The organism is Malikia granosa, assembly GCF_002980595.1.
In the GTDB taxonomy this organism is placed as follows: Bacteria; Pseudomonadota; Gammaproteobacteria; order Burkholderiales; family Burkholderiaceae_C; genus Malikia; species Malikia granosa.
In genome coordinates this window covers 1-15,018 of record NZ_PVLQ01000001.1, presented here as the reverse complement: position 1 = coordinate 15,018, position 15,018 = coordinate 1, and the positions used below count along the sequence as shown (strand labels likewise).

Annotated in this window: 15 protein-coding genes; 4 read left to right on the top strand and 11 right to left on the bottom strand. The window is 68.6% G+C overall.

Translation table 11 applies throughout. The annotated features are described in order from the left end of the window. Positions 1-3 precede the first annotated feature (3 nt). The 3 genes from C6P64_RS00075 to C6P64_RS17815 are packed head-to-tail and all read right to left on the bottom strand — an operon-like array spanning position 4 to position 2,174. The gene (locus C6P64_RS00075; protein ID WP_105746563.1) at positions 4-918 is read right to left on the bottom strand and encodes a DMT family transporter; all 915 of its coding nucleotides are present in this window, start codon (positions 916-918) and stop codon (positions 4-6) included. Between the two features lie 46 nt (positions 919-964). Continuing rightward, positions 965-1,735 (bottom strand): OmpA family protein, encoded by a 771-nt coding sequence (locus C6P64_RS00070; RefSeq protein WP_105746562.1) that lies wholly within the window; start codon positions 1,733-1,735, stop codon positions 965-967. A 22-nt stretch (positions 1,736-1,757) separates the two neighbouring features. After that, positions 1,758-2,174 (bottom strand): hypothetical protein, encoded by a 417-nt coding sequence (locus tag C6P64_RS17815; RefSeq protein WP_146115830.1) that lies wholly within the window; start codon positions 2,172-2,174, stop codon positions 1,758-1,760. A gap of 195 nt (positions 2,175-2,369) precedes the next feature. Between C6P64_RS17815 and C6P64_RS00060 the strand changes: the two genes are divergently transcribed. The 3 genes from C6P64_RS00060 to C6P64_RS00050 are packed head-to-tail and all read left to right on the top strand — an operon-like array spanning position 2,370 to position 4,637. Then, positions 2,370-3,368, top strand: a complete 999-nt coding sequence (locus C6P64_RS00060; protein ID WP_105746560.1) for a quinone oxidoreductase family protein — start codon at positions 2,370-2,372, stop codon at positions 3,366-3,368. A gap of 19 nt (positions 3,369-3,387) precedes the next feature. Beyond that, a complete protein-coding gene (locus C6P64_RS00055) occupies positions 3,388-3,849 on the top strand; it encodes a MaoC family dehydratase (RefSeq protein WP_105746559.1) in 462 nt (153 codons plus the stop codon). Positions 3,850-3,899: 50 nt separating this feature from the next. Next, on the top strand, positions 3,900-4,637 hold the full coding sequence (locus C6P64_RS00050; RefSeq protein WP_105746558.1) for a hypothetical protein: 738 nt from the start codon (positions 3,900-3,902) through the stop codon (positions 4,635-4,637). Positions 4,638-4,690: 53 nt separating this feature from the next. Here C6P64_RS00050 and C6P64_RS00045 read toward each other — a convergent pair whose 3' ends face one another. The 4 genes from C6P64_RS00045 to C6P64_RS00030 form a co-directional block, all read right to left on the bottom strand. Next, on the bottom strand, positions 4,691-5,725 hold the full coding sequence (locus tag C6P64_RS00045) for a formylglycine-generating enzyme family protein (protein ID WP_425436656.1): 1,035 nt from the start codon (positions 5,723-5,725) through the stop codon (positions 4,691-4,693). A 70-nt stretch (positions 5,726-5,795) separates the two neighbouring features. Further along, complete coding sequence (gene lspA / locus C6P64_RS00040) at positions 5,796-6,371, bottom strand: signal peptidase II (RefSeq protein ID WP_105746556.1); 576 nt, start codon at positions 6,369-6,371, stop codon at positions 5,796-5,798. Between the two features lies 1 nt (position 6,372). Continuing rightward, the gene (gene ileS / locus C6P64_RS00035; protein WP_105746591.1) at positions 6,373-9,222 is read right to left on the bottom strand and encodes an isoleucine--tRNA ligase; all 2,850 of its coding nucleotides are present in this window, start codon (positions 9,220-9,222) and stop codon (positions 6,373-6,375) included. Positions 9,223-9,333: 111 nt separating this feature from the next. After that, positions 9,334-10,422 (bottom strand): bifunctional riboflavin kinase/FAD synthetase, encoded by a 1,089-nt coding sequence (locus tag C6P64_RS00030; RefSeq protein WP_105746555.1) that lies wholly within the window; start codon positions 10,420-10,422, stop codon positions 9,334-9,336. Between the two features lie 147 nt (positions 10,423-10,569). Between C6P64_RS00030 and C6P64_RS00025 the strand changes: the two genes are divergently transcribed. Beyond that, positions 10,570-10,872 (top strand): antibiotic biosynthesis monooxygenase family protein, encoded by a 303-nt coding sequence (locus C6P64_RS00025; RefSeq protein ID WP_105746554.1) that lies wholly within the window; start codon positions 10,570-10,572, stop codon positions 10,870-10,872. Between the two features lie 9 nt (positions 10,873-10,881). On the opposite strand, the gene C6P64_RS00020 is transcribed toward C6P64_RS00025, so the two are convergent. The 4 genes from C6P64_RS00020 to C6P64_RS18315 form a co-directional block, all read right to left on the bottom strand. Further along, entirely contained in the window at positions 10,882-11,463 is a 582-nt protein-coding gene (locus tag C6P64_RS00020; RefSeq protein ID WP_170073005.1) for a GerMN domain-containing protein, read from the bottom strand. A gap of 31 nt (positions 11,464-11,494) precedes the next feature. Next, on the bottom strand, positions 11,495-12,184 hold the full coding sequence (locus C6P64_RS00015; RefSeq protein ID WP_105746552.1) for an N-acetylmuramoyl-L-alanine amidase family protein: 690 nt from the start codon (positions 12,182-12,184) through the stop codon (positions 11,495-11,497). Between the two features lie 12 nt (positions 12,185-12,196). Then, complete coding sequence (locus C6P64_RS00010; protein WP_105746551.1) at positions 12,197-14,599, bottom strand: S8 family peptidase; 2,403 nt, start codon at positions 14,597-14,599, stop codon at positions 12,197-12,199. Positions 14,600-14,834: 235 nt separating this feature from the next. Then, positions 14,835-15,018: hypothetical protein (locus C6P64_RS18315; protein ID WP_211296765.1), on the bottom strand; the 184-nt coding region annotated here is incomplete at its 5' end.

Genomic DNA, 15,018 nt, shown 5'->3' with positions numbered 1-15,018 from the left:
GCCTCAGCGCCGGGCCGACACCACGATGCCGCCGACGATCAGCGCGAAGGCCAGGCCGTGGTAGAGCCGGGGCGGCTCGCCAAGCAGCGCGGCCGACATCAGCGCGGCGAACAGCGGGGTCAGGTTGCTGAAGAAGCTCGCCAGCGTCGGGCCCGCGCGCCCGACCCCCGCGCCCCAGCAGCGGTAGGCGATCAGCGCCGGCCCGATCGCCACGAACAGCAGCACCGCCGCGAGTTTTCCGCTCCAGGCGATCTGCGGCGCCTGCGCCGGCAGCAGCCATTCGCCCGCCGTCAGCAGCACCGACCAGACCAGGCCGAAGGCGATCTGCGCCAGCAGGAAGGCGGCCCAGTCCTGCCGGATCTCGGCCGCGCCCTGGCGCCTGGTCAGCAGCCAGCTGTAGCAGGCCCAGGAAAAGGCCGCCAGCAGCATCCAGCCATCGCCCGGCACGAAGCGCAGCTGCAGCAGGCGCGCGAATTCGCCCTGGGCCAGCACCACGCCGACGCCGACCAGCGACAGCGCCGCGCCGGCCAGCGAGCGGCCGCTGACCGGCGCGCCAAAGCCTATCCGTCCGACCAGCAGCATCCAGACCGGCATGCTCGCGGCGACCAGCGTCACGTTGAGCGCCGACGAGCTGTGCAGCGCCAGGTACTGCAGCGAGTTGTAGCCCGCGATCGCCAGCAGTCCGAGCAGGGCGTAGTACCTCCATTCGCGCCAGAGCGGGCTCGAGCGCCGCAGCACCCAGCCACCCAGCGGCAGCAGCACCAGCAGCGCGATCGTCCAGCGCAGCAGGTTGAAGGTCATGGGCGGAATCCAGCCGGCCGCGAGGCGCCCGACGATGGTGTTGCCGGCCCACAGCAGGGGCGCGAGCGTGAGCAGCAGCAGGGTGGTCGGGTCCAGGCGTTTCGGGGCAGCGTTCATGCCCTGACTGTAGCAAGCCCGGCCTGGCGCTGCTGGCGCCAGGCCGCTAGCAGGGACGCAGCCGCAAGCTCACCCGTCGGTCCAGCGCATCGCGCCAGTCGTCGCTGGCGCTGCCGACCAGTGGCGGCAGCTCCGGCGCGGCGGCCTCGGACTGCAGGCGTCCGGCCAGCGCGGGCGCCAGCCCCTCGAGCTGGCGCTGCACGGCCTGGGCCCGCCGCAGCGCCAGCTCAGTGGCCCCCTGCTCGATCGCGCTCGGCCCGGCATGGCCGACCAGGCTCAGGCAGCTCCGGCTGCCTGGCAGGGCGCCGGCGAGCTGGCGCAGCCACATGGCATAGGGGCCGCTGACCCTGGGTTCGGCCAGGTAGCGGGTCTGCCCCGGCTCGAACAGCAGCTTGAGCGGCAGCCGGCCTTGCGCCAGCTCGTGCGCGATGAAGCGGCTGAAAGTGGCCTGCGCGGCCTTGGGTTGCTGCAGCTGCCATTGGCACCGATAGATGGCCGCCAGCGCCTCGCCCTGGGTCGGACCCGGCTGCAGCGCTGCGGGTTCGTAATGCGGCAAGGCATCGCGGCAGCGGCCCTGGACCTCGAGCCGACCGCCTTCGGCCAGCAGCAGCCGGGCCAGCAGCGAGGGCTCGGCATCGGCCGGCGGCGACCCGGCGTCATCATCCGCTAGCGGCTGTTCCAGGCCCGCCTCGGCATCGGCGGCGCTGGAATCCGAGGTCGCTTCGGCGCTGGTCTGCAAGTTCGAGCAGGCGCCCAGCGTCAGCAGCAGGCCGAGCAGGGCGCACAGCGTGAACTGGGGCAGGGGCTGGCGGATCATGGCGGGCTCCTGTCGCTTGGCATCAAGGACATTGCTCGAGCAGGGCCTGGCGCCGTCCGTCATCCCAGTCATCGGACAGGGCCGCGGCATTGAGCAGCCGCAGGCAGGCCGGCCAGCCCGCTCGGTCCGGCCGCTTGCCGGATCGCGCCTGTGGCGGCTCTGAGGCTGGCGGCGCATTCCTGGCCCGGGCCGGGTTGGACCGCTGTGCGGCAGGCGCTGGCGCAGCGGGCGTTGGTGGTCGGGATGCCGCCGGGGCGGCCGATTTCGCGGGTACCGCCATCGGCGCCGGGGCGCTGGTGGGGCGGCTGGCTGGCCTGGCGGGCTCGTCCGGCGCATCCGTCTTGACGACCATGCCGGCCTGGCAGCTCGCGGCCAGGCCCAGCGCCAGTCCGGCGCCCAGCCAGTGCCTGCTGGCAGATCCTGTTGGCAAGATGTTCATCCTGTCCTCCCTGAGCGACCGCCGCCCTTGGCTTGTGATCCGGCGCCTGCCAAGGCAGGTCGTGCCGTTGCATCCGGTCGCCCAGCGACTTTAGCCAGTTGCCCGTCCCGTGAAAAGCCTGCCGTGCCGAATGCCGCGGTTTTTCGTGGCAGGATGGCAAGCTTGCACCGAACCCAATCAGCAGGAGCTTTTTTCATGGCCACCTTCAAGAGCCGCGCCGTCCGCATCACCCAGCATGGCGGCCCCGAGCAGATGCAGCTTGTCGAGACCGAGGTCGGCGAGCCCGGCCCGGGCGAAGTCCGCATCCGCCATCACGCGATCGGCCTCAACTTCATCGATACCTACCAGCGCTCGGGTCTGTATCCGATGGCCATGCCGCTGACCCTGGGCGGCGAGGGCGCGGGCGTGATCGAGGCGGTCGGCGAAGGGGTGACCCACCTGCAGGTCGGCGACCGCGCCGCCTATGCCGGCAGCGGCCAGCCCGGCAGCTATTGCGACCTGCGCGTCATGCCGGCCATGAGCGTGTGCCGCCTGCCCGACGCGATCAGCTTCGAGACCGGCGCCGCCATGATGCTCAAGGGCCTGACCGCGCAATACCTGCTCAAGCGCACCCGTCCGGTCGAGGGCCTCGAGCCGGGCGATTATCTGCTCTGGCATGCCGCGGCTGGCGGCGTCGGCCTGATCGCCTGCCAATGGGCCAAGGCGCTCGGCTACCGCCTGATCGGCACTGCCGGCAGCGACGAGAAATGCGCGCTGGCGCTCGCCAACGGCGCCGCTCACATGATCAACTACCGGACCGAGGACTTCGTCGCCCGCGTGCGCGAGATCACCGGCGGTGCGGGCGTCAAGGTGGTCTACGACTCGGTCGGCAAGGACACCTGGGGCCAGTCGCTCGACTGCCTGCAGCCGCTCGGCCTGATGGTCAGCTTCGGCAACTCGTCGGGCGCGGTGCCGCCGTTTGCCCCCGGCGTGCTGGCGCAAAAGGGTTCGCTCTATGTCACGCGGCCGACCCTGGCCAGCCATGCCCGCACGCGCGAGCGCACCCAGGCCATGGCCGACGAGCTGTTCGCGGTCGTCGCCAGCGGCCAGGTCAAGATCCACATCGACCAGCGCTATCCGCTCGAGCAGGCGGCGCAGGCGCACCGCGATCTCGAGGCGCGCCTGACCACCGGCTCGAGCATCCTGCTGCCCTGATCGAGGCCCCGACCTGTCGATGACTCCCTCCCTCTACCTGGAAGACCTGAGCCCAGGCCAGCGCTTTGCCTCGGCCAGCCTCACGCTCGACCCCGACGCGATCCGCGAGTTTGCCGCCCGCTTCGATCCGCAGCCCTTCCACCTCGACGACGAGGCGGCCCGACCGACGCTGTTCGGCGGCCTGGCCGCCAGCGGCTGGCACACCGCGTCGCTGACGATGCGCTTGCTGGTCGACAGCGACTTCAAGCTGGCCGGCGGCCTGGTCGGCGCCGGCATCGACGAGCTGCGCTGGCCGCGCCCGACCCGGCCTGGCGACCGGCTCAGCGCCGAGATCGAGGTGCTCGAGATCACCCCGTCGCGCTCCAAGCCCGACCGCGGCATGGTCCGGGTGCTGATCACGACCTCGAACCAGCAAGGCGAGACCGTCCAGACCTGCATCGGGCGCATCCTGGCCTGGCGCCGGCCGGTGCCGGCGGCATGAGTCCGACCGCAGCCGCCAGACCGCCCTTGAATGAAATGTCCCGACCCAAGATGAGCACCCTGTTGTTCTGTACCTGCTATGCCAGAGACCAGGCCGCCTGGCAGTCGCGCTATCAGCGCTGGCTTGACTACTACGAGCAGGGACCGATCGATTGGGACCGGATGTTCGCGATCGACGACGGTTCGCCTTACGTGCCTGACGCGCAGGTGATAGGCAGTTTTCCGGCGACGGCAGGGGCTGCCTTGCCTGCTGAGGCCAAGCTGCTGGCCCGGTTTCCGGACAACCTCGGGCGTCAAGCCGCCGCGGTCTACCCCGGCTGGTGGCGCAGCTTCTTCCACTCCCTGCAGCTGGCGCGCCTGACGGGTGCCAGCAAGATCGTCCACATCGAGTCGGATGCCTTCATCCTGAGCCAGCGGCTGGCTGATTTCATCAACGAGGTCTCGTCCGGCTGGCATGTGCTGTGGTCGCTGCGCTACCGCATGCCGGAGACCGCCATCCAGGTGATCTGTGCCGATCAGTTCGCCGCCTTCGAGCGCTTCCAGCAGGACCCCGGCAACCGGATGAACGAGGAGTTCGCCGAAAACATCCTGCCGTTCACGGCCATCCACAAGGAATTCGCCGGCGACCGCTACAGCGAGCTCAAGCGCAACCGCTGGATATTCCGCTCGAAGAAGTTTGACCGATTCCCGCTGTTCCAGCGCGATTTCTTCCGGGTCCCGATTCCGGACGACGCCGATTTCGCCACCCAGGTGGTTCCCCGGCAGCAGGTCCGCTTCCGCGCGCCATAGCATCCGGCTGCAAGCAGGCTGGCAGGGCAGCCTGTCACCCCGCTGAGCCTGCGCTAGCGCCGCCGGTCGTCGTCCTCGGCCTCGAGCAGCAGGCGCATGCCGACCAGGGTGTAGCGGGTCTGCGGCGTGTTCCAGTTGCGGAAGGCGCAGCGCGCATACAGCGCCCAGCTGTGCCAGGAGCCGCCGCGCCTGACCTTGACGCCTCCATCCTCGGGCCCCGTTGGGTCCACGCCCGGTGAGCTCGCGTAATAGGCCTCGTCATGCCAGTCGGCCACCCATTCCCAGGCGTTGCCCAGCATGTCGTGCAGCCCGAAGGCATTCGCTGCCAGGCTGCCGACCGGGGCGCTGAAGGCATGGCCGTCCGATCCGGCCAGGGCATAGGCCTGCCAGCGCGGCCAGTAGGGCAGGGCCGCGGCATCGAAGACATTGGCCACCTGCACCAGCGACTGCGGGTCGTCGCCCTGGGGGTAGCGGGTCCGGCTGCCGGCGCGGCAGGCATATTCCCATTCGGCCTCGGTCGGCAGGCGATAGGTCCGACCTTCCTGCTGGCTGAGCCAGCGCGCCATCGCCACCGCGTCGTTCCAGGTCACGTTGAGCACCGGTGACTGATCGCTCTGGGCGAATCCGGGCTGGTCCCAGGAATAGCGCGGATCCCGGCCTTCGAAGGCATCGCCGCGCGCCGTGCTGGCCGGGTCGTAGTCGGGGTTGTAGCCGTAAGCGCCGGTACCGTCGGCGACCGACTCGGGTACATGGCCCGAGGCCTCTAGGTAGGCCCGGAACTGGCCCACCGTGACCTCGTGCTGGCCGAGCCAGAACGGCTTGCTGATCCGTACCCGGTGCACCGGCTGTTCGTCGCCCAGCTGCAGGAAGCGCCTGGGCTCGTAGGACGGGAAATCCCGCGCCAGCCCTTGCGGGGATTCGTCGCTGCCCATCAGGAATTCGCCCGCCGGTATCAGCACGAACTTCATGCCCAGCGAGTTGACCTGGCTGGGCGGAGCGGGCGGCCTGACCAGGCCGGCACAGGCCGACAGGCCCAGCGACAGAGCGAGCAGCACGAGCTGGGTCGCGCGGGTGGCAGGATTCCTCACGCTTGGCCTCCCTGTGGTGTGCGGCGCATCCGGTGCTGCGCCCATGCCATGGTGGCCAGTGTAGGGCTTGTCAGCCCTGCCGGCTACGCCGCACCCGCAGCAGCTCGTCCAGGATCAGCCCGGCCGCGCCGACGCTGATCGCCACGTCGGCCAGGTTGAAGGCCGGGAAATGGCCGGCCGGGAAGACCGGCTCCAGCCAGCGCCAGTGGAAGTCGAGCATGTCGACCACATAGCCATGCAGCATGCGGTCGATCACGTTGCCTAAAGCGCCGCCCAGCACGCAGGACAGCGCAAACGAGAACAGGCGCTGGCCGGCATGGGCGCGCAGCAGCCAGACGATGAAGCCGGCCGCACACAGGCCCAGCGCGGTGAAGAACCAGCGCTGCCAGCCGCCGGCATCGGCCAGGAAGGAGAAGGCCGCGCCCGGGTTGTGCACCCGCACCAGATTGAAGAAGCTGGTGACGACCGTGGACTCATGCTGCACATAGCTGGCCAGGATCAGCCATTTGCTGAGCTGGTCGGCGACCAGGATCAGCAGCGCCAGCGCCAGCCAGAACAGCAGGCCCGGGCCTGCTGCGCCCTTGACAGGCGGCAAGGGCAGGGCCTTGCTCGTGCGGCCTGTGGCCGCGTTCGGGCGGCGCGCCATCTCAGGCTACGCTGCGGGTTTCGCCCGCGCCGTGCAGGTTGCTGGTACAGCGGCCGCAGATGCCCGGATGCGCCTCGTCGTGGCCGACATCGTCGCGGTAATGCCAGCAGCGCTCGCATTTCTGCGCGCCCGAGGCCTTGACCTCGACCGCCACCTCATCGCCAGCCGCCAGCTCGATGGCCGACACGATGAAGACGAACTTGAGGTCATCGCCCAGGCTCTGCAGCAGCGCCAGGTCCTCGGCGCCCAGCGTGAGGATCACATTGGCCTGCAGCGACGAGCCGACCTCGCCAGCGACGCGGCGTTCCTCGATCGCCTTGTTGACGATGCCGCGCAGCTCGAGCACCCGGCTCCACTTGGCGATCAGCGCCTCGTTCGGGGTCTCGAGCGGCAGGTAGGTCTCGGTGAAGATCGACGGCGTGTGGCCGATGATGGCCCAGGCTTCCTCGGCGGTGAAGGAGAGGAAGGGCGCCATCCAGCGCAGCATCGCGTGGGTGATCTGGTGCAGCGCGGTCTGCGCCGAGCGGCGCGCCAGGCTCTTGGGCGCCGTGGTGTAGAGGCGGTCCTTCAGCACGTCGAGGTAGAAGGCGCCCAGGTCCTCCGAGCAGTAGACCTGCAGCTTGGCCACCACCGGGTGGAACTCGTAGACCTGGTAATGCGCCAGCAGGTCGGCCTGGAAGGCCGAGGCGCGGCTCAGCGCGTAGCGGTCGACTTCCAGCAGCTGCTCGAACGGTACCGCGTCGGTCGCGGCGTCGAAGTCGCTGATGTTGGCGAGCAGGAAGCGCAGCGTGTTGCGGATGCGGCGGTAGGCGTCGACCACGCGCGCCAGGATCTTGTCGTCGATGCCGAGGTCGCCCGAGTAGTCGGTCATCGCGACCCAGAGCCGGATGATCTCGGCGCCCATCTTGGTGCTGATGGTCTGCGGCGCCACCACGTTGCCGACCGACTTGCTCATCTTGCGGCCCTGGCCGTCGACCGTGAAGCCGTGCGTCAGCAGGCCCTTGTAGGGCGCGCGGTCGTACAGCGCGCAGCCCAGCAGCAGCGAGCTGTGGAACCAGCCGCGGTGCTGGTCATGGCCTTCGAGGTAGAGGTCGGCCTCCGGACCCTGATCGTGCGCGCTGCCGGCATGGCTGCCCTTCAAGACCGTGGTGTGGGTCGAGCCGGAGTCGAACCAGACTTCCAGGATGTCGGTGCTCTTGCTGTAGCTGGTGGCGTCGTCCTGCGAGCCGATGCGTGCCAGGATGTCGGCCACCGACAGCTTGCTCCAGGCCTCGACGCCACCGGCCTCGACCACCTCGGCGGCCAGGTCGATGATCTCGGGCGTGCGCGGATGCGGCTCGCCGCTGTCCACATGCAGCAGGAAGGGCAGCGGCACGCCCCAGGAGCGCTGGCGGCTGATGCACCAGTCAGGCCGGTTGGCGATCATGTCGCGCAGGCGGGCGCGGCCGTTCTCGGGGTAGAAGTGCGTGTGCTCGATCGCTTCCAGCGCGAGCTCGCGCAGGCTCCTGGGTGCCTTGTCGGTGGTGAAGATGCCAACGCCTTCGTCCATGCGCACGAACCACTGCGCAGCGGCGCGGTAGATCACCGGCGTCTTGTGGCGCCAGCAATGCGGGTAGCTGTGCGTGATCGCCTTGGTCGCCAGCAGGCGGCCGTTGTCCTTGAGCGTCTCGATGATGAGCGGGCAGGCCTTCCAGATGTTGAGGCCGCCGAACAGCGGCAGCTCGGCCTCGTACTGGCCGTTGCCCTGGACCGGGTTCAGGATCTCGTCGTAGGCCAGGCCATGGGCGATGCAGGTGTTGAAGTCGTCCACGCCGTAGGCCGGCGCCGAGTGCACGATGCCGGTGCCGTCGTCGGCGCTGACATAGTCGGCCAGCATCATCGGCGACAGGCGGCGATAGCCGGCATCGAGGTCGAACAGCGGGTGGCGGAAGGCCAGGCCGGCGAGCTGGTCGCCGGTCGCGGTCGCGATGACCTGGCCTTCGAGCGCATAGCGCTCCAGGCATTTCTCGACCAGCGACTCGGCCAGCAGCAGCTGGCCTTTCGGCGTGTCGACCAGCGCGTAGACCAGCTCGGGGTTGGCGTTGAGCGCCTGGTTGGCCGGAATGGTCCAGGCCGTGGTGGTCCAGATCACCGCGAAGGCTTCGGTCAGCTGTTCGGCGTCGATGCCGAAGGCGGCGGCCAGCTTGGCCTTGTCGTCAGCCAGGAAGGCGACGTCGAGCGTGTCGCTCTTCTTGTCGGCGTATTCGATCTCGAACTCGGCCAGCGAGGAGCCGCAGTCGAAGCACCAGTAGACCGGCTTCAGGCCACGGTAGACGAAGCCGCGCTCCATCACGCGCTTGAAGACGCGCAGCTCCTCGGCCTCGTTCTTGAAGTCCATCGTGCGGTAGGGCTGGTCCCACTGGCCGATCACGCCCAGGCGCTTGAAGTCGGCCATCTGCTGCGCGATCTGCTCGGTCGCGAAGGCGCGCGCCTTGGCCTGCATCTCGTCGCGCGACAGGCCGCGGCCGTGCAGCTTCTCGATCGCGTTCTCGATCGGCAGGCCGTGGCAGTCCCAGCCCGGGATGTACTGGGCGTCGAAGCCGGCCAGCTGGCGCGCCTTGACGATCATGTCCTTGAGCACCTTGTTGACCGCGTGGCCGATGTGGATCTGGCCGTTGGCATAGGGCGGGCCGTCGTGCAGCACGAACTTCGGTGCACCCTGGCGCGCGGCGCGCAGCTGCTGGTACAGGTCCTCGTCCTGCCAGCCCTGGACCCAGCCCGGCTCGCGTTGCGGCAGGTTGCCGCGCATCGGGAAGGGCGTGTCGGGCAGGTTCAGCGTCTGGCTGTAGTCGGTGGTGTTGGCGTCGGACATGGTCGGGAATTGGGTGTCGGCGACAGGCTCGGCCCGCGGGTGCAGGAAATTCAAAACAGTGACCGCCCACCCCGAGCCTGTCCAGGGGCGGCGGCTTGCAGCAGGCGGGTATTAGATTCGGTCGCGCGTGGTCTGGCGGCCGGTCGAGGCATGGGCGGCCTCGTCGCGTGCTGCGAACCAGGCGCGCGCGTCCTCGCAGTCCTTGGCAATGCCCCGAGTCAGGGCTTCCAGACCGTCATACCTCAGTTCGTCGTGCAGTTTGTGCAGCAGCTCCACCCGGATGATTTTACCGTAGGCCTCCGCCTTGCCCAGGGCCTGCTGCACGCGCTCGGGCCATTCGAGGCAATGGGTCTCGAGCAGCACCCGTCCGCCGTTGACGTCATTCGGGTCGAGCGAGGGCCGCACGCCGAGGTTGGCGACGCCGATCAACGGCGGCGCGTCCGGTGCCGGATCGAGGCCATGCACCTGGACCGCGAAGATGCCGCTGGCGGCCGGCTTCCAGTGCGTGAAGCGCAGATTGAGGGTACGGAAGCCGTCGCCCGCTCCCGAGCGACTGGCGCCGAGCTCGCGCCCGAGCTTGGCGCCATGCACCACATGGCCGCTGATCGCATAGGGACGTCCCAGCAGCGCGGCGGCGTCCTCCATCCGGCCCTCGGCCAGCGCCTCGCGCACGGCCGAGCTTGACACGCGCAGGCCATGCACCTCGTAGCTCATCATGCGCGCGACATCGAAGCCCTGCACGGCACCGGCCGCATCGAGCATGTCGTAGTCGCCCTGACGCTGGGCGCCGAAGCGGAAATCGTCGCCGACCAGCAGGTAGCGCACACCCAAGGCGCCGACCAGGATCTGCGAGATGAAGTCCTGCGCCGACTGGGTCGCGAGCCGCTCGTCGAAGGGCAGGATCACGCATTGCTCGATGCCGCAGCGGCGCAGCTCGTGCAGCTTGTCGCGCAGCGTCGCGATGCGCGCCGGCGCCAGCTCGGGCTTGTTGAACTTGGCCGCGAAATAGTCGCGCGGATGCGGCTCGAAAATCATCGCGCAGCTGGGCACGCCGCGGTGGCGCGCCTCGTTGATCAGCAGCGCGAGCATGGCCTGGTGGCCACGGTGCACGCCGTCGAAATTGCCTATGCTCAAGGCGCAGCCGGGGCCGGCCGATTGCGGGTGGCGCAGCAGGTTGTGCAGGCCTCGAATGATCTTCATGCTGTCTCGGATAGGGGATGCGGTCGCTGAAACCGACCAAACGCGCTATGTTGACATATTCGACGCCCGTTCCCGAGGCCGTCGCCGGCTGTCCGCTGGCTATGATGCAGGCTTGACCCCTCGTACCAGCCATCCTCCAGTCCTGCCATGATCCTCGAACACGCCGACATCCGCATCGATCCCGCCAACGCCGCCGACTTCGAAGTCGCGATCGTCCACGGCCTCAACAGCGTCATCGCCAAGGCGCAGGGCTATTGCGGCCACAAGGTCAACCGCAGCCTCGAGTCGCCCGGCCGCTACATCCTGACCATCTTCTGGGCCACGCTCGAGGACCACACGGTGGGCTTCCGCCAGTCGCCGGCCTTCACCGAATGGCGTTCCATCGTCGGCCCCTTCTTCCTGCAGCCGCCGGTGGTCGAGCACATGGAACTGGTGAACCAGGCCGATTGAGCCGCCTTCCTATCGACCTGTCCTGACCCGGAAGGGCCGAGGGTTGCAATAGCCGTTGGCCTGGCCGCAGGGCTCGCCCATCCAGTCGTGGAAGAGGCGCGGATCGCCGTCGATCGCGTAGCGCACCCGCGAGATTCCGCTGAACTGACGCAAGGTCTGGTCGATCTGGGCGCGGAATTCGGCCGCGCCGCAGCTCGACGAACTGCCAGGCAGCCGGGCGCGGAAATCGGCCAGGTCGACATAGGCGGTGCCGCCGCTTATCCTCAAGCGCTTGAGCAGGTCGGCGCTGGCGGGCGAGAACAGCGAGTGGTAGCCCGCCGCGCGCTCGTCTGCGGTGGGCCCCGCCAGCAACTGCCGCAAGGCAGCCTGTGCCGGGGCCGCCCGTTGTGCCTGCGCCAGCTGCCGCTCGATCGGGAACACCGCCGAGCAGTCGCTGTGGTCCGGGTTCAGCCGCTCGTTGGGAAAATACAGCCGTACCGGGACGCCCGCAGCGGCCGATTGCGCCGCGCGGCTGTCCGGCAGCAGCGCCAGCCACAGAACTAGCAACCAGAAGACGGCCGGCAGCCGCCAGCGCGTCTGATCCCACAGCATCATCCGGCCTGTTGCCGCCATCTTCCGCGGCTCAGTCCGGGATGAACAGCAGGTTGCGGTCGGGCGACCAGGACAGCACGGCATCCTCGTCGACCACGGTCTCGAACAGCAGCTGGTCGCCCCGCATCAGGCGCAGCTTGCGCGGTCCCGGCTTGTCGTCCTCGCTGGTCAGCAGCTGCGCAGCCTTCTTGAGCACGAGTTCGGCATAGTCGGCCTCGCTGCCGCCTCCGGCCAGGTCGGCGCCGCGGTCGTTCGGCTGGCTGGTCTTGTACTTGTGGCCGACGCTGAAGGCGATCAGCCCGCCCTGCGGGAAGAAGCGCCGGATGCTCTCGGCCAGGATGCGCGCCAGGATGGCCTGGCCGCTGTCGCTGCGGATGAGGTCGGCCTGCTGCGGATGGCTCGCGAACAGGGGCTCGAGCAGCACCGCCGGCATCTGGGTGTGCTTGAGGTTGCCGTCGCCGCGGCCGCTCCAGCCGCCGACCAGGATGCCCTGGTCGCCGCCGACCGCGATGCCGAACTGCTCGGCGATCGCCTTCGCATACCAGCGCCCCCAGTTGCGGCTGACCTGGGAGGCGTTCGCGCCGACCACCACCACCGCATAGCTGGCCTGGGTCGATGAGCTGCTGTTGAAGTGATGCTCGACATAGGCCACGGCACCGGCCTGGTTGGCCGCCAGCTGGCGCGCGTAGTAGTCGCCCTCGAAGAACTTGACCTGGTACATGCTCGCTCTCCTTCAGGTGTTCAGCAACATCTTGATCAGGTTGGGCATGCCCTTGCCCTGGATATAGGGATCGCGTCCGAGGTCGGTGCAATTGGCCAGCAGCAGCTGCTTGACCCGGTCCGGGTAGCCGATGAACTCGCTGCGTACCGACAGGAAGGCCGCCAGCAGCCCCGAGACATGGGGCGCGGCCATGCTGGTGCCGCTCATCTCGACGTAGTAGTCGCGCGCGCTGCTGCCCTGCTTGGGCCATTGGTGGCGCGCCGACAGGATGTTCTCGCCGGGCGCGACCAGGTCGGGCTTCATGCGGCCGTCGGCGGTCGGTCCGCGCGACGAGAAGTAGGACACCCCGTAGCTGTGCGGGTTGGACTTGTGGATCGAGCCGACGGCGATCGCCTCGTCCAGGTTGGCCGGGTCGCCGATCGACAGGTCCATATTGGCCGGCATGACGCCGTTCTGCGATTCGAGCAGCGCATAGCCCTCGTTGCCGGCCGCCAGGCAGACCAGCACGCCCTGGCGCCACAGGCGGCGCAGCTCCTGGCACAGCGGCGTGTGGCCGCAGCCGAACACGCTCGGGTCGAAGTTGCCGCCCAGGCTCAGGTTGACGCCTTGGATGACCAGCTGGCCGGCGCGCTCGTTGAGATCGGCGATCAGGTCGAGCGCCTTGATGATGAAGGCGTCCTCGCCGCTGCCGCTGTCCTTGAGCACCTTAAAGCCGTACAGCCTGGCCTCGGGCGCCATGCCCTGCAGCTCGATCTCGCGCGGGTCGTTCGGCGACTGCGCCAGCTTCATCGCGCCGGCGATGATGGCGGCGACATGGGTGCCATGGCCGTTGCCGTCGAGCGTGGCGAAGCGCTTGTCCTTGGGCGTGAGCGCTTGCGCCGGGCCGTCGCGGGTGCAATCCCATTGCGCGACCACGTTCTGGTGAGTGGCGAAATGCGGATGGCCGGCCGCGATGCCGGTGTCGAGCACGGCCCAGGCGATGTTCTGGCCGCGCGCGCCGTAGCCCAGGTTGGCCGGGCGCGCCTGCACGGTCTGGCTGGACCGGTGGATCAGCTGGCGCTTGACGCCGTTGCGCCAGACCCGGTCGATCTTGAGTTCGCTGCAGTGCGAGCGCAGCTGCTCGATCTCGCTGCGTGTCAGGTCGGCCGAGACGAAGCGCTTCATGGTCTGGATGCGTCCCGCCTCCAGCGGCACCCGGCTCTGCGCCAGCACCTCGGTCAGCAAGGCCTGCAGGCGCTCGCGCGCCGCGTCGAGCGACTGGCTGTCGTCCGACACCAGCTGGATCAGGGTCGGATGGCGCTGCTCGTGCGTGCCGTCCTCCAGGTCGCTGACCAGGTCCTTCATCACGATCGCGCGTCCCACCAGGTTGCTGAAGCTGGCACCGGCCGTGTCGCGCACGGCCTGGCGCACCTCATCGATCGAGAGATAGCCGGTGCCCGAGTGCGGATTCGATTCCCATTCCGGGTTGATCTTGAGTCTGGATATGTTCTCGATCCGGATGCCACGCGGGTTCTGGCCGTAGTCGTTCGACAGGTCGGTGTCGAGTGCGACCGGGTCGAGCCGTTCCGCGACATTGAGCCAGCGGTCGACGCAGTCCGGCACCGCGAGCGGCCGGTCGGGCTCGAGCTTGAGCAGCATGTCCTGCACTTCCTGCAGTCCCAGTGGCGAACCCAGGGTCAGGAACAGCCGCACGTCGCACTGGCTCTTCTGCAGCTTGCGCAGCACCTGGTAGGCGATCATCGAGCCCTGGCTGTGCCCGATCACGATGAAGGGCCCGCCACCGACTTGCAGCCGGTCGAGCAGGCTCTTTTCCATCCGCTCGCGCTCCGTGGCATCGAAGAAGAAGTCGCGCACGTCCTTCAGGAACAGGCGGCTGATCTGGCGCACGATCCAGCGCCGCATGCCGGCTGGCAAGGGCAGCAGCTTGGCGGATGGGCCCGCTTCCTCGCTGGCGGGTTCGAGCAGGCGCTGCTCCAGGCGCGCCATCAGCTGGCGCTGCGGGTCAGAGAGTTCGGGGCCCGTGTCCAGCGCTTCGGCAGCCAGGCCCCGGCTGCCCGGTCCGCTCTCGACGGTCGGCAGTCCGTCCTTGGCGGCGCAGCTCTCGCTCGACGGGACCGGGTAGCGGCTGCGGTTGACCCAGTAGGCCATGCGGGTGCGGTCGCCCATGGCGGCACCGAACAGGGCGCTGTCCCACTGGCATTTGAGGACCGAGGCGACCGGCTTGTTGTTGATGCCATGGATGTAGACCACCGTGCCGATCTCGGGCGCCAGCCCCTGCTTGGCGAGCAGGGTGGGGAAGTCGGTCTGCTCCGGCAGCGTAGCCGCCAGCCGCATGAAGGGACTGAGCGATGCCGCTTCGGCATCTACCTGCGGGGTCTTGCGCGCCTTGCCAGGCTTGCGTTTTTCGGTGGCCATGCTTCCCTCTCCCTGTGCTTGTTGTTGGGCAATCCGACCCTGAGGTCGGACCCAATGTAAGGCGCGGAAAACCGGGACGCAACGGGACATATGTCCCGCAGCTCAGGCCTTTTGTCCTGGCCTGCTCCCACGGGACAAGGCCAGGCTGGTGCGGCTGACAGGCGCTTCAGGCGCCGACTGCTTGCAGGGACTGTCGATTGTCTTTATGCCTCGGTGATTTCAAGCCCTGCAAGGCTTAATAGGAACCAGGGTCCTGGATTCCGACCAGGTTCACGTCGCTCGTCGTGACAGCCGGCTGCAGCTCGTCCAGCTTCCAGCCGGCATAGGGACCGTGATCGACGATCGATGTCGCATTTAGTCCGTCCATGGTCCAGACTGATGCTGCACCGTTACCGTTCGTCCACAGCAGATCGGTGTTG